Origin of the sequence: Lysinibacillus sp. FSL R7-0073, assembly GCF_038009065.1 — a bacterium.
Taxonomy (GTDB): domain Bacteria; phylum Bacillota; class Bacilli; order Bacillales_A; family Planococcaceae; genus Lysinibacillus; species Lysinibacillus fusiformis.
The window spans coordinates 3,068,732-3,090,365 of record NZ_JBBPAS010000001.1 but is presented as its reverse complement, the minus strand read 5'-3'; the positions used below and the strand labels follow the sequence as shown (position 1 = coordinate 3,090,365).

16 protein-coding genes and 2 riboswitches are annotated in these 21,634 nt (G+C 37.3%); of the genes, 14 read left to right on the top strand and 2 right to left on the bottom strand.

Going from position 1 to position 21,634, the window contains the following annotated elements; translation table 11 throughout:
- The first annotated feature begins 147 nt into the window (after positions 1–147).
- The 13 genes from MKY88_RS15335 to MKY88_RS15275 all read left to right on the top strand — a co-directional run bounded on the left by MKY88_RS15335 (position 148) and on the right by MKY88_RS15275 (position 18,127).
- Positions 148–663, top strand: coding sequence for a shikimate kinase (locus MKY88_RS15335; RefSeq protein ID WP_069481951.1), 516 nt, complete (start codon positions 148–150; stop codon positions 661–663).
- Between the two features lie 144 nt (positions 664–807).
- Positions 808–901: riboswitch (glycine riboswitch) on the top strand.
- A 264-nt stretch (positions 902–1,165) separates the two neighbouring features.
- Positions 1,166–2,269: a glycine cleavage system aminomethyltransferase GcvT gene (gene gcvT / locus MKY88_RS15330; RefSeq protein ID WP_193832552.1), complete on the top strand. Its 1,104-nt coding sequence runs from the start codon at positions 1,166–1,168 to the stop codon at positions 2,267–2,269.
- Positions 2,270–2,294: 25 nt separating this feature from the next.
- Positions 2,295–3,641 carry an aminomethyl-transferring glycine dehydrogenase subunit GcvPA gene (gcvPA, locus tag MKY88_RS15325; RefSeq protein ID WP_069481949.1) on the top strand — a complete coding sequence of 449 codons (1,347 nt, stop codon included), beginning with the start codon at positions 2,295–2,297 and terminating at the stop codon, positions 3,639–3,641.
- Positions 3,634–5,097, top strand: a complete 1,464-nt coding sequence (gene gcvPB, locus MKY88_RS15320) for an aminomethyl-transferring glycine dehydrogenase subunit GcvPB (RefSeq protein WP_036221527.1) — start codon at positions 3,634–3,636, stop codon at positions 5,095–5,097. Before gcvPA ends, gcvPB begins: the two co-directional genes overlap by 8 nt.
- Positions 5,098–5,417: 320 nt before the next feature.
- Positions 5,418–6,359, top strand: coding sequence for an ADP-ribosylglycohydrolase family protein (locus MKY88_RS15315; RefSeq protein WP_193832551.1), 942 nt, complete (start codon positions 5,418–5,420; stop codon positions 6,357–6,359).
- A gap of 32 nt (positions 6,360–6,391) precedes the next feature.
- On the top strand, positions 6,392–6,766 hold the full coding sequence (locus MKY88_RS15310; protein WP_340814059.1) for an SMI1/KNR4 family protein: 375 nt from the start codon (positions 6,392–6,394) through the stop codon (positions 6,764–6,766).
- Positions 6,767–7,025: 259 nt separating this feature from the next.
- Positions 7,026–7,184: a competence pheromone ComX gene (gene comX, locus MKY88_RS15305; RefSeq protein ID WP_193832549.1), complete on the top strand. Its 159-nt coding sequence runs from the start codon at positions 7,026–7,028 to the stop codon at positions 7,182–7,184.
- Positions 7,175–9,511: an ATP-binding protein gene (locus MKY88_RS15300; RefSeq protein WP_340814058.1), complete on the top strand. Its 2,337-nt coding sequence runs from the start codon at positions 7,175–7,177 to the stop codon at positions 9,509–9,511. The genes comX and MKY88_RS15300 overlap by 10 nt, the downstream gene beginning before the upstream one ends.
- Before the next feature lie 251 nt (positions 9,512–9,762).
- Positions 9,763–12,633: a hypothetical protein gene (locus tag MKY88_RS15295; protein WP_340814057.1), complete on the top strand. Its 2,871-nt coding sequence runs from the start codon at positions 9,763–9,765 to the stop codon at positions 12,631–12,633.
- A 144-nt stretch (positions 12,634–12,777) separates the two neighbouring features.
- Positions 12,778–14,079: a hypothetical protein gene (locus MKY88_RS15290; protein ID WP_340814055.1), complete on the top strand. Its 1,302-nt coding sequence runs from the start codon at positions 12,778–12,780 to the stop codon at positions 14,077–14,079.
- Positions 14,080–14,418: 339 nt separating this feature from the next.
- Positions 14,419–15,645 carry an MFS transporter gene (locus tag MKY88_RS15285; RefSeq protein WP_193832545.1) on the top strand — a complete coding sequence of 409 codons (1,227 nt, stop codon included), beginning with the start codon at positions 14,419–14,421 and terminating at the stop codon, positions 15,643–15,645.
- A gap of 19 nt (positions 15,646–15,664) precedes the next feature.
- The gene (locus MKY88_RS15280) at positions 15,665–17,080 is read left to right on the top strand and encodes a M20 family metallopeptidase (protein ID WP_193832544.1); all 1,416 of its coding nucleotides are present in this window, start codon (positions 15,665–15,667) and stop codon (positions 17,078–17,080) included.
- 84 nt (positions 17,081–17,164) lie between these two features.
- Positions 17,165–18,127, top strand: a complete 963-nt coding sequence (locus tag MKY88_RS15275) for a glutaminase (protein WP_193832543.1) — start codon at positions 17,165–17,167, stop codon at positions 18,125–18,127.
- A gap of 34 nt (positions 18,128–18,161) precedes the next feature.
- On the opposite strand, the gene MKY88_RS15270 is transcribed toward MKY88_RS15275, so the two are convergent.
- The gene (locus tag MKY88_RS15270; protein WP_193832542.1) at positions 18,162–19,499 is read right to left on the bottom strand and encodes an amino acid permease; all 1,338 of its coding nucleotides are present in this window, start codon (positions 19,497–19,499) and stop codon (positions 18,162–18,164) included.
- Between the two features lie 164 nt (positions 19,500–19,663).
- A riboswitch (glycine riboswitch) is annotated at positions 19,664–19,740 on the bottom strand.
- Between the two features lie 433 nt (positions 19,741–20,173).
- Complete coding sequence (locus MKY88_RS15265; protein ID WP_036122960.1) at positions 20,174–20,560, bottom strand: rhodanese-like domain-containing protein; 387 nt, start codon at positions 20,558–20,560, stop codon at positions 20,174–20,176.
- Positions 20,561–20,764: 204 nt separating this feature from the next.
- Here MKY88_RS15265 and MKY88_RS15260 point away from each other — a divergent pair, with 204 nt between their 5' ends.
- Positions 20,765–21,595 (top strand): lipoate--protein ligase family protein, encoded by an 831-nt coding sequence (locus MKY88_RS15260; protein ID WP_193832541.1) that lies wholly within the window; start codon positions 20,765–20,767, stop codon positions 21,593–21,595.
- Positions 21,596–21,634 lie beyond the last annotated feature (39 nt).

The following is a 21,634-nucleotide window of genomic DNA, read 5'->3' as shown; positions in this document are numbered from 1 at the left end:
TTTTCTTCTTGCGTATTGTATGTCATATGAAATGCAATTTCAAACATATGATGGGCTCGAAAAATTGAATGTTCAAGCTACGATAAATTTATTGGGACAAATTTTGTCAGACAGTGTAGAATCGTAGTTATAAGAAGGTGATTCGAATTGCGAAAAATATATTTAGTTGGTTTTATGGGTAGTGGAAAGAGTGCTTTAGGAAGACGTTTAAGCTTTTTATTAAAGATGCCATATTATGATATGGATCATGAAATAGTGAGACAGCAAGGAATGTCCATCCCGCAGATTTTTGAAAAGTACGGAGAGGCCCATTTTCGAAAAATAGAAACAGAATTTTTGAAAAGTTTCCGCGATGAGGCTTGTATTATTTCTACGGGCGGTGGAGTTGCGATTAATGCTGAAAATCGAAAAATTATGAGGCGCAGTGGCTTAGTGTTTTTTTTAGATGCTTCGTTTGAGGATATTTATAAACGAGTTCAGCATGATCCTAACAGACCAATCGTACAAAGCTCGACAAAAGAGGAGCTAGAAAGTCTGTATCATTACAGGAGGAAGTTTTATCGTGATGCAGGGCATATTCAGGTCTTGACAGAGGGCAGAACCATTCGTCAAATTTTAGAGTATTTAGTGTTCCAAGTAAAAAGGCTTAAAAACGAACGATGAAAGATATACGACTTATTAATGTTCGTGTTTTATTATCTTTTAAAAAATGATTGCCTTTTCAATGCATTTAATGTTAGGATATAGACAAATAAGTAACTAAATGTTCATTGAATACTAAATAGTACCAAGATGTATCTTGGGCGGATGATTGTACGGGGAGAGAGCGTAATTAAACGCCACCGAAGGAGCAAGTAGCAATGGCTATGAATCTCTCAGGTAAAAGGACTCGTATAAGACGCAACTCTGGAGAGAGCTGTAGTATAACAATAGCAGCCACCAAAGGGGAAAGCCGACTGATTGGCATTATCAACCATGCGAGTTAGTCTGGTGTAACTTTCAGGTGCAAGGACAGAGAATCCCGAAAAGGGGTTCGTCTGTCTTTTTTTATGTCTTTAGGTACTCCGTGAAGCGTCTACTTTGCTAAGTCATGACTGTACCCATACAAAAAGCAGACGAACTACTACCAGTAAAAATGTAACTAACAATAAGGGGGCAAAAAAGAATGACGAATGAATTAAAACGTACACCTCTATTTGAAGAATATGCGAAATACGGTGCCAAGACGGTTGACTTCGGTGGATGGGAATTACCAGTTCAATTCTCTTCTATTAAAGATGAACATGATGCAGTACGTAATCGTGCGGGATTATTTGATGTATCCCATATGGGTGAAATTTTAGTAACAGGTCCCGATGCATTAAATTTTTTACAAAATCTTTTATCCAATGATGTTTCAAGAATAGCTACTGGCCAGGCACAATATACAGCAATGTGCTATGAGGACGGCGGTGTTGTCGATGATTTATTAACATATAAGTTAGCTGATGAACATTATTTATTATGCGTGAATGCAGCAAATATCGAAAAAGACTATGATTGGATGCTGGAAAATCAACATCAATATAATGTGACCATTGAAAATCAATCTGAAGCCTATGCACAAATTGCCCTACAAGGACCTTTAGCAGAGGAAGTTCTTCAATCCCTAACTTCCACTGATGTAAGTGCAATTAAATTTTTCCGATTCCAAGAAAATGTAGAAGTCGCAGGACATAAAGTATTAGTTTCTCGTAGTGGATACACAGGAGAAGATGGCTTCGAATTATATGGAGCACCAGAAGATATTAAAGCGCTATGGGGTAAAATTTTAGATGCTGGTCAAGACAAAGGTGTTGTTCCTGCAGGTCTAGGATGTCGTGATACTCTACGTTTTGAAGCAGGTCTGCCACTTTACGGTCAAGAATTATCAGCAACCATTTCTCCTCTTGAAGCAGGTATCGGCTTTGCTGTGAAATTAAATAAAGAAGATTTTATTGGTCATGATGCATTAGTAGCTCAGAAGGAAAATGGTCTTCCACGCAAACTAGTCGGAATTGAAATGATCGATAAAGGGATTCCACGCCATGGCTATAAAGTGTTTAAAGATGGTAAGGAAATTGGTGAAGTTACAACAGGAACACAGCTTCCTTCCTCAAAACGTAATGTTGGTCACGCGTTAATTGACAGTCAATTCGCAACAATCGGAAATGAATTAGAAATTGAAATCCGTGGTAAGCAACTAAAAGTAATTACAGTTGAAACACCGTTTTACAAGCGTTCAAAATAATAGTTGAAAAGAGGGACCTACATTTATGAAACATCGTTATTTACCAATGACGGAGCAAGATCAAAAAGAAATGTTAGACGTAATCGGTGTATCCTCAGTTGATGAATTATTCGAGGATATTCCAGAGAAAGTACGTTTTAAAGGCCTTTATGACATCAAGGCAGCAAAATCGGAATCTGCTTTATTAAAAGAGTTAACGGCACTTGCTGCTAAAAATAAAGATACAAATGCGAATGTATCGTTTTTAGGTGCTGGCGTTTATAACCACTACAAGCCAGTGATCGTGGACCATGTTATTTCTCGCTCAGAGTTTTATACAGCTTATACACCATATCAACCTGAAATTTCACAAGGTGAGCTTCAAGCTATTTTTGAATTCCAAACTATGATTGCAGAGCTTACTGGTATGGATCTTGCCAACTCTTCTATGTATGACGGTGGTACAGCATTGGCCGAAGCGGGAATGTTGGCTGCTGGACATACACGTCGTAAGAAAATTTTAGTTTCTGAAACGGTACACCCAGAATATCGTGATGTTGTGGCTACATATGCCTATGGTCAATCTATTGATATCATTACAATTCCACATAAAGATGGTGTGACTGATATTGCAGCTTTAAAAGAGCTAATTGACGACAATACAGCAGCAGTTATTGCTCAGTATCCAAACTTCTTTGGCCAAGTTGAGGATATTCAAGTAATTGGTGATATTGCGCATGAAGCAAAAAGCTTATTCGTAGTATCGTCTAACCCACTTGCCCTAGGTATTTTAACTCCTCCAGGCAAACTAGGTGCTGATATTTGTGTAGGTGATGCACAAGTTTTCGGTATCTCTGAAGCATTTGGTGGTCCACACTGTGGTTTCTTTGCAGTGACAACTAAATTAATGCGTAAGGTGCCAGGACGTCTTGTTGGTGAAACAGTAGATGGTGAAGGACGTCGTGGTTATGTATTAACACTACAAGCGCGTGAACAACATATCCGTCGCGATAAAGCAACTTCTAACATCTGTTCGAACCAAGCGCTTCTTGCACTTGCAGCTTCTGTAGCAATGACAGCTCTAGGGAAACAAGGTATTCGCGATATGGCTACACAAAATATTGCGAAAACACGTTATGCAAAAAATGCCTTTGAAGCAGCAGGCTTTACAGTAGCATTCCAAGGTGCACATTTTAATGAAATCGTAGTGAAAACAAATAAATGTGTGAAGGAAATCAATAAAGGCTTAATTGAAAAAGGTATTATCGGTGGATATCCTTTAGGTCAAAATTATGACTCTCTTAAAAATCATGTGCTAATTGCCGTAACTGAATTACGCACAAAAGAAGAAATTGATGCACTAGTTGCAGAAATGGGGGCTCTTCATGCATAACGAAAATCAAACACTCATTTTTGAAATTTCAAAAGAAGGTCGCGTTGGCTATAGCTTAGAAGCGCTTGATGTACCTGAAGTAGATCTAACAGATATATTACCTGCTAATCTAGTACGTACAGAGGCCGCAGAATTACCTGAAGTATCTGAGCTTGATATCATGCGTCACTACACAGCACTTTCTCGTAGAAATCATGGTGTAGACTCTGGCTTCTACCCACTTGGTTCTTGTACGATGAAATATAATCCGAAAATTAATGAAGCGGTTGCTCGTCTTTCTGGCTTTGCCAATGTGCACCCACTACAAGATGAGTCAACAGCACAAGGTGCCATGGAACTTCTTTATGATCTACAAACGTCATTAGTAGAAATTACTGGTATGGATGAAGTGACATTACAGCCAGCAGCAGGGGCACATGGAGAGTGGACAGCATTAATGATGATCCGTGCTTTCCATGAAGCAAATGGAGAAGGTCACCGTAACAAAGTTATCGTTCCTGACTCTGCTCACGGAACTAACCCAGCTTCAGCAACAGTAGCAGGCTTTGAAACAATTACAGTTAAATCAGATGAAACTGGCTTAGTTGATATTGAAGACCTTCGCAAAGTAGTAGGTCCTGACACTGCTGCCTTAATGTTAACAAACCCGAATACACTTGGTTTATTTGAAGAAAACATCATCGAAATGGCAGAGCTTATCCACTCTGTTGGCGGTAAAGTGTACTATGATGGTGCAAACTTAAATGCCGTTATGAGTAAAGCACGTCCTGGCGATATGGGCTTTGACTGTGTGCATTTGAATCTGCATAAAACATTTACAGGTCCACACGGTGGTGGTGGTCCAGGTTCAGGTCCAGTAGGTGTAAAAGCAGATTTAATCCCGTACCTACCAAAACCAGTACTTGTAAGAACAGAAGAAGGCGCATACCATTTCGATTACAACCGTCCACAATCTATCGGACGTGTAAAACCATACTATGGTAACTTTGGTATCAATGTACGTGCATATACGTATATCCGTACAATGGGTCCAGATGGCCTAAAAGCTGTTACAGAATATGCTGTATTAAACGCCAACTATATGATGCGTCGTTTAGAGCCATTCTACGATCTTCCATATAACCGTCACTGTAAACATGAATTTGTTTTATCTGGTCATCGCCAAAAGAAATTGGGCGTTCGTACACTAGATATCGCAAAACGTCTGTTAGACTTTGGCTACCATCCACCAACAACGTACTTCCCATTAAATGTGGAAGAGGCGTTGATGATTGAGCCAACAGAAACAGAATCTAAAGAAACATTAGACGCATTCTGCGATGTGATGATTCAAATTGCGAAAGAAGCAGAAGAAAATCCATCCATCGTTCAAGAAGCACCACATACTACAGTTGTATCCCGCCTAGACGAAACACGTGCTGCTCGTACACCTGTACTACGTTATCAAAAAGCTTAAAATTGACAAACCGTTCACTTTCTTAGTGGGCGGTTTTTATATGAATTTTTTTCTATAATTTCCCTTAGATGGTTTGTGGAAGGAGGGGATTCAAATGCAAACAACATCATCTGAATTAAGTTTACCAACAAATAATCTATTAAATAATACATACAGAATCAATATTTTGTGGCGGTGGTCATAGATTGGAAAGAATTTAAGCAAAACCACAAGAACGAACATAATGCTATCAAGTTAGGACAGAAGATGGGGGAAATTCGCATCTGCAATTATAGTCTACTTTATAGTATGTTAGTTAGAGGAGGGAGGCATGTAATCCTATGATAGATGCAAAGATGAAGGAACGATTGTTTGCCACTTTATATGGTGGGATAGTTGGTGATTTGATGGGCGTACCTGTCGAGTTTAAGAAGCGGGGGACTTTTCATGTAGAGGATGTGATGGGGTATGGTACTTACAATCAACCACCGGGAACATGGTCAGATGATACTTCTTTAACGCTATGTTTAGTCGAAAACATAATTGAAAAAGGCGATACACGAAGCTTAATGGATAAGTTTGTACGATATATGGAGCAAGGCTATCTAACACCTTTTGGGGAAATGTTTGATATTGGCATCACTACTGCTGAAGCTGTGTCAAGTTATAAAAAGGGAGTTGCGCCTGAGCAATGTGGAAAAACGGGCGAGTTTGATAATGGTAACGGAACGCTGATGAGGATTGCACCTTTAGTATTTGTATTAATTAATGAAGATGATTTTAAGAAAAGAAAAGCGTTGATCCAGCAATATACCATGATCACGCATAGTCATCCACGTTCAATAGTTGGGTCTATCATTTATATTGAGTTATTGTTAAGTTTATATAAAAATAATTCACTTCAGCTTGCATTAAATGAGGTATATAACTTGTTGCAAAATAATTTACAGGATGAATTACATACAGAGTTAAATGCCTACAGTAGAATTTTTGAAGAGAACTTTTTACGTATCTCTGAAGACGAAATTAATTCAAGCGGTTATATTGTTCATTCACTGGAGGCAGCCATATGGAGTGTTGGTCATGCATCTACCTTCAAAGAAGCTATTTTAAAGGCAGTCAATTTAGGAGAAGATACTGATACAATAGCGGCAATAACGGGAGCTTTAGCAGGTATGTGTCATCAAATGGAGGGAATTCCAACTGATTGGTTGAACGCAATTGTAAAAAAACAAGAGATTGATGATTTAATCGAAGCTTTTTATAAGTTTTGTTTTGCATAGATATGAAAAATCTTCAAAGAGGAGGTGACAAAATGTCTCCTTTACATAATATTTTTACTGCCAATCCTCCCGCTAGTGAGCATGATATTCTGCTAATAGAACAGACCATGGCTATTCATCTTCCACAGGAATATAAAAACGTCCTGAAAGAGTCCAATGGTTTTTCACTTATGAATGGTGTTTTACTATATGGTACCGAGGAAATAATGGAAAGAAATGAGACTTGGGAAGTGAATGAATATGCAAAAGGCTATGTTGCCATAGGGGATGATGGAGGCGGAATGGTCTTTTTAATGGCGTTAGAGAAAGAAGCTTATCAGGTTTTTGTTGTAGATGTTGGCGATATGAATCCGCAACATGCTATATTGGTCTCTTCCCATTTAAACAGGTGGCTACAAGAGGGTTAATATTGATTGAAAAAGTAAAAAGTGTAGAAGCTTGTTCCTACTAATAGGAGCAAGCTTTTTCTATGTCAATCTATGGAAAACTAAGGAATTTCATTACATATTCTATTGTATTATTGTATTTTTTAGAAAATTATGTTGAATTATAGGTGAATGGTGGTATAATCAATTTATAGTTACAAATATGGTTAATAATTCCTTTGCGCAGAGGTTTTATTGGATAATAATAGTAACTAAAAAACTAATGAAATGGAGCGATTTTATGATTAACATGGTTCAATATTTAGAGCAAAATCCGTCGTTGGTAACATTGTTAAAAGAAAAGAAAGCTTCTCTTGTTGGTGTAACAGAACTTGAACAAATGGCAATTTTGGATTCGTTTGATGAAGATGTATGTTTAGAAAGTACAATTTGGTATTAAATTTTAATTATAAAAAGTGGTTTTGGCTTGCTGTAAGTACATATTTGGTAATTGGGTTTTATTTACTAAATGTTACATACAGCAAGCCTGTTTTAAGTATGGATGTTCAGAATGAGGATGGACAATGGATTTTAATAGAGCCGTATTATAAGGAATGGGCTGAAAAACATAAAATAAAAAAAGGCGATATTATTTTAGAAGTTGATGGAAAACAGATTGATAGTCTTCATGATTTAAAGTACGAACCTGTAATTCGTGCAGCTAGAGAATTGAAAATAATGAAAGATAATGGGGCTGTTATAAACATAAATATTAAGTTATATGATATACCTGAACAATTTTTTTATGTTTTAATAGTTCCTTTTTGTTACTTCCTTCTTACATTATTTATCACTTTATATTTATATTATAAACAAAAAAATACAATTCTCTTAAATTTATTGATTCTTTTTATCTTAACTGTTTCCTTAGCTTATGTTAGTAGTGGGGCATCTGCTAGGTTAAATCTATTAGGAATAATAATCAATCGAAGTAGCATGCTACTTTGTTTAGTTATACTATTACACTTTTTGAAAATATATTTTAAGTTTATGGATTTAAAATGGTTGTTTACTAAAAAAATTAATTTGTTTTATACTATTCCAATCGCAGGTGTGGTACTAAGTGTCTTTAGCAATCTGTATCCATCTACTCATTTTGAAAATTCGTTCATTGTTTTAAGCCTTTTTTTCTTTTTATTGCTGGTGATTCTAGGAATAATAATACTAGGATACATCAAATATAAAACGCCACAGTTAAAAATATTGTTAAGTAGTATTATCATTCCATTTTTGCCGTTTTTATTTCTTTATGCACTACCTGAAATACTATTTCATAAACAATTATTAGAAGCTGATATATGTTCTTTATTTCTAATGCTCATTCCTTTAAGTTTCTTATTCACACAACTCACAGAACGTATATTTGATATGGAGTACTTTATATCACGAATACGCTATTACTTTAATTTCTCATTTGCTTTTACCATTTGGCTTTTGGGAGGTTTGTATTTATTGACGGATTTATCGATTACACGTATGACGGAGCTGTTCTTTTTTACGTTTCTCTCCTTAATGGCATTGTTTTACATTAAGGAGCGGGTTGATTATCGTAAGCGAAAGATTTTGTTTTCTACAAAAGGTGACTATATCCATCGCTTATATACTACCGTCGATAGTATAGGGAGAGTTGTGAAGATTGAGGACTTATTGGAGAAGTTTGTCCAGGAAGTTGTGCTCCAACTTGAGATGGAGAGCGTTTATGTTCTCACCTATGATTTTCAAACACACCAAGTTACGTTAACGAACAAATCCAAAGAATACAATCAACATCAAATTGATGAAGTTTTGCTTGAGCGATTAGTATTAGGGGATATTAAAAAAACAGATCATTTCTATATAGCCTTTATTCATCAAGATGCAAATTATAAACGTATCCTTGTGGTGGATCATAATAAATCTATTTATTTGAAGGATGAGGAATTGCTATGGCTGGAATTGTTGCTGTTATATTTAAATAACTTTATTGAAAATACTAAAATGGTCGAGGAACTCTTAGATCAGTTAAAGCATATGAAAGAGGCAGATAATCGTCAGCTACCCTGGCTCAATAAATTACTTTGGCTTCGTTTTGAGGAGGAGAAGTATCAGTTAGCCCAAGAGCTTCATGATACGATTTTACAAGAGCAGCTTCATATTGCAAGAGAAATGGATGTCCTGATGCACATGAAGGATTCAGAAAATATACCAACTAAACTTAGGAAGCTCCATGAGCATATGATTACCTCCTTGAATGATTTACGAGGATACTGTGAAAATTTAAAGCCTCCTTTATTAGATACATTAGGCTTAAATGCTGCACTTGAGAAGCTGATTCAAAAAATTCAAAAACGGGCAAATTTTATATTGTTATATACTATTGATCGACTTTACTTAGAGGACGAGCGTTTAAATTTAATGATTTATCGACTGTTTCAAGAATTATTAAACAATGCATTAAAACATTCCTATGCCAATACAGTTACCATCTATTTACTAAGCACGGAAGAAGGCTTTGAAGTTTTGTATAGTGATGATGGGGTAGGGTGTAATTTAGATGACATTATACTGGCCGAATCCATGGGCATTCAAGGTATGCAAGAGAGGGTTCAGGCGTTTAATGGGAAATTCACATTAAACAGCAAAGTAGGGGAAGGGATGATGATTCGTATATGCGTAAGTGAAACTCAACATCCGTATCCTTATGTGTATAGTACGCTGAACCGACCCACTTATATGATTCGAGGATAATCAGATGAAGCAGAAAGCGCTAGATGCATACATTTTCACCTTTTAATCTCTTCATAATTTTTATGAGTGTGGATTAGAAGGCTTTTGTTTTTTTCTACAACATGGGAGCCTAAATAATATCAAAATATTGTTATTGTAGAGATAAGAATACAGGAGAATATACACTTTTTTGAATTCTTTCCCCTGAATAAAGGAAATCAGGGAGATGTGGCCGATATAATTCAATAGAAGGATTGAGGAGGTCAACTGATTTGAATAAAAAATTATTTTTAACAGCAGCAGTAATACCCGTAGCACTTATTGTACCAACTGTTGCAAGTGCAGAGGAAACGGTCACGGTCACGGGGCAGAATATTGTGAATGAAACATTAACCGTTCATCAATTACCCAATAATGCCATAGTCAATGCCTACCAATGGTATTATCTAGAAAAGGTAGCTAGTGAAGATGGTTCAAAAACGTCCACGAATAAACCTATTGCAGGTGCTACTTCTGCTTCGTTAAAGGTGCCAGTAGAAGCAGCGGGTAAAACCATTTTTGTGGAAGCCACTACAACTGAGGGAAAAAAATATCAAAGTGAGCCAAGAACCATTAATCAATTGGATCTTGTGATTACAACGCCAACGTTAGAGGGCTTTTCGACTTCAGATTTTGTTGCACCTGGTGAAACGGTGAAAGTAGCGGGTGTTACTGTAACCGATAAGGCAGGAGCGAAATTAACAAGTGGTCAAATTACATATAGTTATCAATGGTTTTATCACCTAGGCGAGGGTGAAAATTCCTTCACTATTATTGAGGGAGCTTCAGGTAGCACATATACCATACCGAAAGATGCGATAGATAAGGGAATCAAAGATATTATTGTAAAAGTCAAAGCTCAGGTAGGCGCTTCTTTTGTGGAATCTCCACGTTCTGAAGTGATTTCTATATCAAAAGAACCAACAGATACATTAACAAAGGACATTAGTAATCTATTAGTAAATGATAACAAATATAATGTTTCTGATTTAAAGTCGTTTGAGGAGAAAGTAAAGGCTTTAGAAAGTAAGTATCAAGCTTTGTCAGCCCCGGCTAAAGGGAATGTATCGAATTATGCTGTCCTTAAACGAGCACTTGAAGATGTGGACCTTATCAATAAATTAAATGAAAAAGTGGACAAGGTAGAGGGAGTTAACGACAAAGATTTGCCTAAATATATTAAAGAGATTGAAACGGCATACGATAAGTTCGATTTATTACAACGTAGCTTAGATGTCAATGATGCTTTATATACTAGCATTAAAAACCTTTTAAATGAGCCAAATGATCTTGAGGAAATAAAAGAAGTTAGAAGACTTAATCAGGCAATCGTTAATTTACTCTCTTATTCGAATGGCATTTCACAGTATGTTCCTTCTGATAAGGATTCCTTACAAGGGGTCGTGAATACGATTGAGGCAGATATCGCAAAATTATCCCAAAATTATCGTGGGGCTGTTCAAAACCTAACGATTCTAAATGAGGCCAAAGCGGATATTAAAAAAGTGGAGCAATTTATTAAATCATTTGATAAATTATCAACCAATAATACGCCAAATAAGCAGGTAACGGTTGCAAAGTCTATTCGTTCTACCTATGAAAAATTAACGTATAAACAATTAAAATTAGTACCAGACAAGTATGTACAGCTTTTAACGACAGCTGAAAGTGCGGAAGAAAGTCAAATTGCTACATTAAACAATGATATCGATAGCTATATTGGGGATGATATTTATCCAATAAATCCATCTGCTAGTTCTTGGCAAAGTCATGTCAACAATGTGGCACGTATGGTAAAAGAATATAAGAGTTTAACAAAAGCATCGGCAGCCCAAATAGAGGGGTATGACAGCCTTGTTACTTTACAAAAGGATTTAAAAACGGCTGAAAAAGTGATTAAAGATATGGATGCTTATCAAAAGCTATCTGGCACAACAGGTGTTACTGAAAGCAAATTGAATTCAAGCTATACGAATACTTTAAAAGCTTTTAACAAGCTTACGACTTTACAGCAATCGCTTGTTTACAATGCAGACGATTTTTTACTGAATACCCCAAAAGGTTCTGTTGATGGGAAAGTACCTGATGATAAGGCTGCGGCTGAGGCACTGAAGGGTGATATTGCTAAATATGCGGATGTCACTAAATTTACATTTGATCAATTAGAAAAGGCTGTTGATGCTTCAGCACAATCCTATAAAAAATTGTCTTCGGCGGCAAGAAAATACGTAACTAATTACTATTTACTAACAGCTGCACAGAAGGACATTTCAGGTGTCAAATCCTTCTATAAAAAAATTCAAACTGCTAAAGAAGAAACGGATGCTGCTAAACAAGCTAAAAAAATAGAGTCTGTGCAAAAAGCATATGCTAAATTACCTGCTAATCAACAACAATTAGCAAAAGAGCAATACGATGCACTATTAAAGAATCAAATTATTGATGGAAATGCACCGAATATAAAGCAATTGAATGATGAAATAGCTACCATTGTGTCAAATGATCAATATCTAGTGTCTATCGATAAGATTAATACACTTTCTAAGCAATACAGTAGTCTAAGCTCAAGTGATAAAAAGCTGATAACGAATTATGATATTTTAAAAGCGGCAATCGCGGATGTAAAAAAAGTAGAATCCTTTATGAAGACCTATGAAAAATCATTTAGCCCTAATCCAAGCACTGTCATCAAGGCATTTGAAAAACTTACATCTAAGCAAGTGAGCCTTATCCATTCTGATATTCGAAAATTGATTAGCGAAAAGCAACAAGGTCAACAACAAACGAATGAACATGCTTTGACTTTAATTGAATCGATTAATTCTCTCCTCGTCAATGGTGAGTATATAGCTGATCTAGAGGGTAAAGTAAAAGATATTCGTACTAAGTATGATGCCTTGAGCGCTAACGATAAAAAGATTGTCAAAAACTACTCGAAGCTTACACAAGCCGAAAGTGATTTGAAGAAGGTTGCTGACGTCCATGCATTATACAAAGCAGATGGCGATGAGGCGGCTATCAAAGCCTGGCAATCCGCTTATGGGAAACTTTCCAAAAAATTGGAATTACTTTATAAAAACATGTATCCACAGGATATAAAATGAGATAAGCCCCGAGAAATTCGGGGTTTTTCTGTATTGATTTTTTTATTTGTCTAGTAAATTGGTTGTCCGCTATACTATGAACAGAAGAGTAAAGAAATTTTTTACATAACTATTGTAGTTTCACAAAGAAGGTAGGAACAAAAGATGTATAAAATAGGTGTTGTAGGACCCGTTAAATCCGTCAAAAGAATTATTGCTTTAGCAAGAGAGATTGAACAGGATATGGAATTTATTCCGTATATTTATGCGATAGCGACAGAGACAAAGCATCTTGTGGAGACCTATGATCAAGATGTGGATTTCTGGCTGTTTTCTGGCTATATCCCCTATAAGATAGCGAGCCAAACAAAGGTTTCGCAGGATAAATTGGCTCATATCATTTTTTCGGAGGCGGCTATTTATAGAGGATTTTTAGAGCAATCCTATCGGCAAAAGAAGTTTATTGAAAATGTTAGCATCGATATTATACCTTCTCCCTCACAAATGGCTTCAGAGGGTCTAGCGGAGATCCAAAAAAATGTGAATAACATGTATTTAAAGGAATTTGATGTGGCGATTGATCCAAAAGAGTTGTTTGATTTCCACTATACTCTTTGGCAGGAGGGAAAGATCGATTTTGCTATCACTTGCTATCCTTCCGTTGATGAGGAGCTGAAAGATCGAGGGGTTCCCTCCTATTGGGTATCTCCTACAAAAACAGAAATTTACCATACGGTTCAGCTGTTTACCGAAAAAATTAAAACGTCCTACTATAAAGAAACTCAAATTGGTGCAGTAATGCTTGAAATCAAGGATTTTGATTCCTTAAAGGAGCGTATGAAGCAAGGGTATCGCCTCCAATATTTAGAGCTACGGACTAAGGAAAATCTACTTCAACTTTGTGAACAAATTGACGGTTCCCTCATTGAGGAGGGGAATGGAAAATATACGATTTTTAGTACTAGAGGAGCCATTGAAGGACAAATTAAATTTCTACAGGAAAAAATGATTCAATTATCAATAGAAATGGAAGCAAAAGTAACTGCAGGTATTGGGTTTGCACAGACCGTATTCAATGCAGAGCTACATGCTCATCGTGGGCTAAGGCAGACTAAGGAAAATGAGGCCATCGATATCGTTATGATTCAGGATGATGGTACGATTATTGAGTCGGTCGGAAATATGGAAGAGCTGTCTTATTCTTACCGAGCGGAAGATCCTGATATTTTAGAAAAGCTAAAAAAAGGTAATATTAGTATTAAAACATATATGAAAATCCATGCGCTTGTGCAGAAAATGCGCTGGAAGCATTTTACGACAAAGGATTTAGCGACACAGCTTCAAATGAGTGAAAGAAATGCACAGCGTATTGTTGCTGATTTATGTAGTGTAGATTTAGCAAGAATTTGTGGCGAAGAATTACAGCATACGCGTGGTAGACCAATAAAAATGTATCAGCTTGTCTAGAATCTAACAAAATGTTCCAAACCAATGTATGGTTTGGGACATTTTTTTTTCTAAAATTTTTGGATCGATAAAACAAAGATCAGCCCACAAGTTATGAGCTTTTTTGAGGAAGTCATTCTAGCTGGAGAAACGATTATCTATTAGAAATTTTCAAAAAAATATTGTTTTTTTTGAGTACTTTGATTATTATACGAATATATAACGAAAATGTCGGTATATAAAAGGGGTTTTTAATTTTACTAGATTTGCAAGGGGGCAAGGATCGTAACGAACGATTGTAGTAGCGGTGATGCAGTCACTGTCATAAAGAGAAGGTTTTTGATCATGGGAGGGATATAAATGACAACAAATGACGTAACGAAAAAATCTAGAAATGTAATCCTTGCGCTATTATTTTTAGGCTGGTCTTTAGGAAATTTAGATCGCTATATTATGAACTACGCGGTCGTTTCCATTACAGGAGATTTGCAATTGGATGCATCTTCGACGGGTATCATTTTAAGCGCTTTCTTTTTAGGCTATGCCATTATGCAAATACCAGGAGGCTGGTTAGCTGATAAATTTGGCGCAAAACGAATCTTGCTGATGGCTGTCATCATGTGGTCCATTTTTACCGGATTAACGGCTATTGCCTGGTCTTTAACAGCGATGATTGTTATTCGTTTCTTATTCGGCATTGGGGAGGGTGGATTCCAGCCATCAAGCTCTAAGATTATTGCCACGATTTTCCCAAAAGAAGAAAGAGGAAGAGCGATGTCGATCATGCTGACTTCTGGTGGGATTGTTTCACTAATTGTACCGCTGTTAGCCGCTTATCTATTAGGAACGATTGGCTGGCGTATGATGTTTATCATTATCGGGGCTATTGGAGCGATTATTGCTTATTTATATTGGAAATACATTGAGCTCCCGAAAGCTGAAACAGCAGATGCTGCTGAGACAGGTAGTCCGGCAGTTAAGGTAAGCTTTAAAGAGCTATTGAAAACACCCCTCATGTGGAATTTGATTATTGCTTATTTCTGTATTTATGCGGTGAACTGGGGATTAGTATCGTGGATTCCAACATACCTTCAAAAAAATCGCGGACTAGATTTAATGTCCATAGGTTGGGCACAAACGATCCCTGCCATTACAACGATTATTGGGGTGTATGGTAGTGGATATATCATCGATAAGCTTCCAAAAGGAATGGAAAAGGTGTTAGGCTCTATTTCCTGTGCAGTCATCGGTCTTTTATTGTATTTAATGTTTACTGCGAAAACGGTGACATTATTTATTGGCTATCAAACAGTTGTTTCTATATTTATTGCATTTGTCATTACGCTACTACCGGTAATTGTTCTAAAGAAATTGCCTTCGTCTATAACAGGCTCAGCTATGGGGATTGCAAATACAGGCGGACAGCTAGCGGGATTTGTTACGCCTATGGCTATTGGTTTTATGGTAGATGCCTTTAATGGTTCCTTTGATGCAGCCTTTTGGATGTTAATTGGATTCGCGCTCATTTGTATTGTGTCGCTTGTAACGCTAAACGACCAAAAAGGAGCATTATTGAAAGCAGAATGAATAAATTGGAGGGACAATAATGAGTTTTCAAGAAAAAATTTCTACTTTAATTGAGGCAAAGAAGAGAGCAAGTGTGGCCTTAAGCGATGCGATTTGGGCTGTACCGGAGCTTCATTTTCAAGAAAGACAATCGATGCAATATATGAAAGAGGCACTCGAAAAAGAGGGTTTTCAAACTGAGGTTGGCGTAGCGGGTCTTGATACTGCGCTTGTTGGAACTTTTGGCTCAGGAAAGCCAGTCATTGCCTTTTTAGGGGAATATGATGCACTACCAGGCTTGAGCCAAAAAGGTGGTGTTACCACTCATGAGCCTCTAGAAAATGGGGGAAGTGGTCATGGCTGTGGCCATAATTTATTAGGAACTGGCGCATTTGCAGCAGCTGTTGCAGTAAAAGATTATTTAGAGCAACATCCACAATCTGCAACCATCCGTTTTTACGGTTGCCCTGCAGAAGAAAATGGATCTGGTAAAGCTTATATGGCGAAAGCTGGCTTATTCGATGATGTAGATATCGCCATTTCTTGGCATCCTGGTACTTTTTCAACTGTGATGACTTGTAGTTCTCTAGCAAACTATGCTGTTACATTTAAGTTTACAGGTAAAAGTGCACATGCTGCAGCTGCTCCTCATCTTGGAAGAAGTGCATTAGATGCTGTTGAGCTTATGAACGTTGGGGTAAACTATTTACGAGAGCATATCATACCAGAAGCACGAGTGCATTACGCTATTACAAACTCTGGTGGAACATCTCCGAATGTTGTTCAACCATATGCTGAGGTTACCTATTTAGTGCGAGCACCTAAAAAGCAACAAGTGCAAGAAATCTATCAGCGCGTTGAAAATATTGCGAAGGGTGCAACGCTCATGACAGGCACTTCCCTAGAAATCGATTTTGAAGGTGCAGCTTCAAATTTAATAACGAATAAGACGCTTTATGATGTCATGTATCAACAAATACTTGAAATTGGCATGCCAGACTATACAATAGAAGATGAACAGTATGCTCAGGCTATTTTCAATACGTTTTCTCCTGACGTACAAGCCTCTTCATTAATTGGTCTACATAAAGGCGATGTTCAACAATTACAAGGAAAAGTTATTGCTGATCATATTCCTCGTATGCTCCCTGAATTTACCATGGGTGGCTCTACTGATGTGGGAGATGTTAGCTGGAATGTGCCAACTGTTCAATGTACGACAGTATGTATGGCATTAGGAACGCCACTGCATACATGGCAAGTTGTTTCTCAAGGCGTCACGCCAATCGCCCATAAAGGTATGCTACAAGCTGCTAAAATTATGGCGTGTACAGCGATTGAGTTATTGGCTAATCCAGTACTGATTGAGGAAGCTAAAAAGGAATGGCAAGAACGTCTTGATGGGGAGACGTATGAATCGTTAATTCCGGAGGGGACATTGCCTCCAAAGCTATAAAAGGATAGCAAAAATATGGATAGAGTCTTCATAGGAGAACTATGAAGACTCTGTTTTTGCACATTTTGAAAGGAGTCCACAGTAATGTCTACACAACCAAGTCACGATCAGCTTGTGGCACAATGGGTAACTCAGTTTCGCTCTGCCGCCAATGAAGGACAGTGCGCAAACTATATCCCTGCATTAGCTAAAAAAGACCCGAATCAATTAGCTATAGCTATTATTGGCACTGAAGGGCATGAAATTAAAGCCGGTGATACGACGGAATTATTTACGCTTCAAAGTGTTTCCAAAGTAATCACCTTTATATTGGCCTGTATGGATCGAGGATTGCCATATGTATTAGAACGGGTGGATGTGGAGCCGACAGGGGATACATTCAACTCCATTATTCGCTTAGAAAGTCATCAACCAGGAAAGCCTTTTAATCCAATGATTAATGCTGGGGCGATTACTGTATCCTCTATGATGATTGGCCATTCACCACAAGAGAAGATTGACAAAATCCTGCAATTTTTAGAGCAAATCATAGGTAAGCAATTAAGTATCAATGAGGAAGTGTTTCAATCAGAGTGGCAAACAGCTAACCGTAATCGAGCACTAGCCTACTATTTAATGGATTCTGGTTTCTTGGACTGCCCAGTAGAGGCGGCTCTTGAGGTGTACCTAAAGCAATGTGCGATTGAAGTTAATGTATCCGATTTAGCGATGATTGGTTTAGTTATCGCTAATGATGGCCATCATCCACTATTAAAGAAACAATTATTTCCTAAACAAGTGGCAAAATTAGCAAAGGCTTTAATGGTAACATGCGGTATGTACAATGCTTCAGGAAAATTTGCGGCATTTATTGGACTTCCTGCTAAAAGTGGTGTTTCTGGTGCCATTCTTACTGCTGTCCCAGGCCATGCAGGATTAGATTCACCATTCCCTGCTGGCTGTGGAATAGGTATTTATGGACCAGCCATCGATCCTATCGGGAATAGTGTCGCAGGTGTCCAATTACTGAAACATTTAGCGACAGAATGGGATATGACCATTTTTTAACGAGTAGAAGATGACTTCAGAGTGAGCTCTGAAGTCATCTTTTTTTCATTTTATATAGAATGAATAAGGCAATAAACCAAATAGGTGTAAGTAGAAGTGCTGTACGTGTTGCCTCAGAAATAAACATCACAATTAATAGAAAAGCAAAAAAAGCAAGCACTACGTAGTTGATAAAAGGTGTCAATGGTGCTTTGAAGCTTGAGGCCTCATGTAGGGCACGATTTTTCCGTTTATAGATGATGTGAGAAATGATGATAATACTCCACACCCATATGAAGCAAATCGCACTAATAGTTGTCACGATACTAAAGGCATTCTCTGGCATTAACTTACTTAACAGTGCCCCTGCAGATACAACAATTGCAGAAATGACTAGTGCGTTACTTGGAACACTATTTTTATTGAGCTTAGCAAAAGCCGGTGATGCTTGTTTATTTTTACCAAGATTAAAGAGCATGCGACTTGTTGAGAATAGACCACTATTACCAGCAGAAGCGGCTGAAGTTAGCACGACAAAATTAATAATACCTGCAGCAATTGGAATACCCGCTAACGTAAATACTTGGACAAATGGACTGCTTGCGGCAGACATTTCATACCATGGATTGATACATAGGATGACAAACAGTGCCCCTACATAAAAGAGTAAAATTCGAAATGGTATTTTATTAATAGCAGAAGGGATGTTTTTTTGTGGGTCTGCAGTCTCGGCTGCAGATACTCCTACTAATTCCACACCGACGAAAGCAAAAACAACCATCTGGAAGGCCATTAAAAAGCCATATACTCCATTTGGAAACAGGCCTCCGTGGACCCAAAGATTATCTACTGAAACCGTCCCAGAGCTTGTTTGAAAGCCTGTCACTAACATAATAAGACCCAGGATAATGAGCGCCACAATGGTAATCACTTTAATGATAGCAAACCAAAATTCTAACTCCCCAAATAGTTTGACCGTCAATAAATTCAGCAGTAGTAATAATACTAAACAACCAATAGCTGGAACCCATTGAGGGATATCAAACCAATATTGTGTATAAACCCCCACAGCGATAATATCTGCCATCGCCGTCATGATCCAACAGAACCAGTAGGTCCAGCCTGTTACATATCCTGCCCATGGCCCTATGTATTCGGAGGCAAAATCTGTAAATGATGTATACCCTGAATTCGATAATAATAGTTCGCCCAATGCACGCATAACAAAAAAGAGTGCCGTTCCGACTATTAAATAGGCAAGGATGATCGAAGGCCCTGCTAACGCAATGGCTTTCCCAGAGCCTAGAAATAAACCAGTTCCTATTGTCCCACCAATGGCAATAAGCTGCACATGGCGATTTTTTAATTCACGTTTTAATTGTTGCTGTTCCACGTTAATCCCCCCAAAGATGCATAAAAAATGATGACTGGAAAAATAAAAAAGAGACTAGTTGTGACACTAGTCTCGGAAAAACGTCAGAATAACAAATACCATTTGATCACGGATGTTTCATCAAATCATCTTAACCTTCGTATGGCATCGCTTAAAAAAGCTGTTATTACTCCTCTGTCCTTTTGCCTGAGATAGTGAACCCTTCGGCGACGCAAATTGCGCTCTCTCCAGAACTGCTCCTGCTATAGTTTGATCCATAGCATTCATAGCTTATTAATTTTATAATTATATATTATTTTAAGATATTATATATCCTAGCAGTGCTTTTACAATTATTCAACTATAAATTTATATTATTTTCAGAAAAATAGAAGAATGTAGTGCATAAATAAAAATTACTAACGAAAATTAGTATTTTTGGACATACAAAGATTTCACTAGTTTGAGGAAATGGGTAAATACGAAAGGCTTATGTGGGTGAAGGCCATCAAAGTAATCTCTAAATGATGATGGGACGAGTGCTGGGAAGAGGAAGCGGATCATTTATTATATGTAAAATGCAATAAATAGCCACTTAAAATTTTGCAATAGATATAATATAGTAGAAACTCTGAATTTTTTGTATAAAAAGAAGCCGTCTCCTAGTTCTTTGAGACGACTTTTTTAGGGAAATATTAATATTTTTTGGCTTTTATTTTACCTGTCCAAGTTTTGAATCCACCTTGAAGTTGGTAAATTTGGTTGTACCCACGTTTTTTAAGAAATAGTGCAGCACGTGAGCTACGGCCTGTATTTTGACAGTATAAATATACTGGTAAATCTGGGCGAATTTCTTTATAACGTTGACGTAATGTTGTGGAAGGAACGTTTCGTGCTCCAAGAATGTGACCAGCATCAAATTCTTTTTGTTCACGAACATCGATTAGTTGTGCTTTACGATAGCCTTCAATAAATTGTTCTTGTGTTAAGTTGGTTACAGCTTTTTTGAGTCTTAGTGCATTAATACCGATGTATGCAATTATGACTACTAAAACGACACCGATTGTGATAAGTATGTCCAAGATTTTCTTACCCCTTTCTATCTTCTTTATTATTATAAAAGATGCGCTAGCGATAGTCCAATGAGTTTGATAAAATTAACTAGATTGTGGCGAATTCGTCGATATCGTTTCAAAAGCAACAACTTGAACTGTAACGTAATCTTCGTTAAGGTTGAACCGCAGGTGGGGCCTGAGGTATTTTTATAAATTGTAGGAGATGAACATATGACAACTTGGTATTTTTTAAATTCAGGGAAATGTAGTCCTTCTTTTAATATGGCACTAGATGAAGCATTACTTGATTGGCATAGTGAGGGGTTAATTCCACCAGTCATTCGTTTTTATGAGTGGGAACCAGCAACATTATCAATCGGTTATTTTCAGCAGGCCAAAAAAGATATAAATTTAGATGCTGTACGTGAGCAAGGCTTAGGTTTTGTACGTCGACCAACTGGTGGACGAGCTGTATTGCATGAGCATGAGCTTACATATAGTGTCATCGTAACAGAAAGCTATCCAAATATGCCAGAGTCAGTGACAGAGGCGTACCGTGTGCTAAGTGAGGGAATCTTGCAAGGTTTCCATAACCTAGGGATGGATGCCTATTTTAGTGTCCCTGATACAGAGGAGAAAAGAGCAGACTTAAAGAGTCCGAAAAGTGCTGTATGCTTTGATGCTCCAAGCTGGTATGAGCTAGTAGTCGAAGGGAAAAAAATAGCGGGAAGTGCGCAAACACGTCAAAAAGGTGTTATATTGCAGCATGGTGCCATTTTATTAGATTTAGATCAGGAGAAGTTATTATCGGTCTTTAATTTTTCGAGTGAAGAAGCGAAGGATCGTATGCGCAGAAAATTACCAGAAAAAGCAGTAGCGATTAACAGTCTTGTGGAAGAACCTGTGACAGTTGAACAATGTGTCACTGCTTTTCGAGATGGTTTTGCAAAATCGTTGCAAATTGAATTAAAACCATTTACACTTTCTGAGGAGCAGTTAGAATATGTCCGTGCATTAGAAGAAAAAAAATATGCATCTGATGAGTGGAACTTCAAAAAGTAAAAAATGGTATAAAAAAATATTTTTTAGCGTTCAATCCTT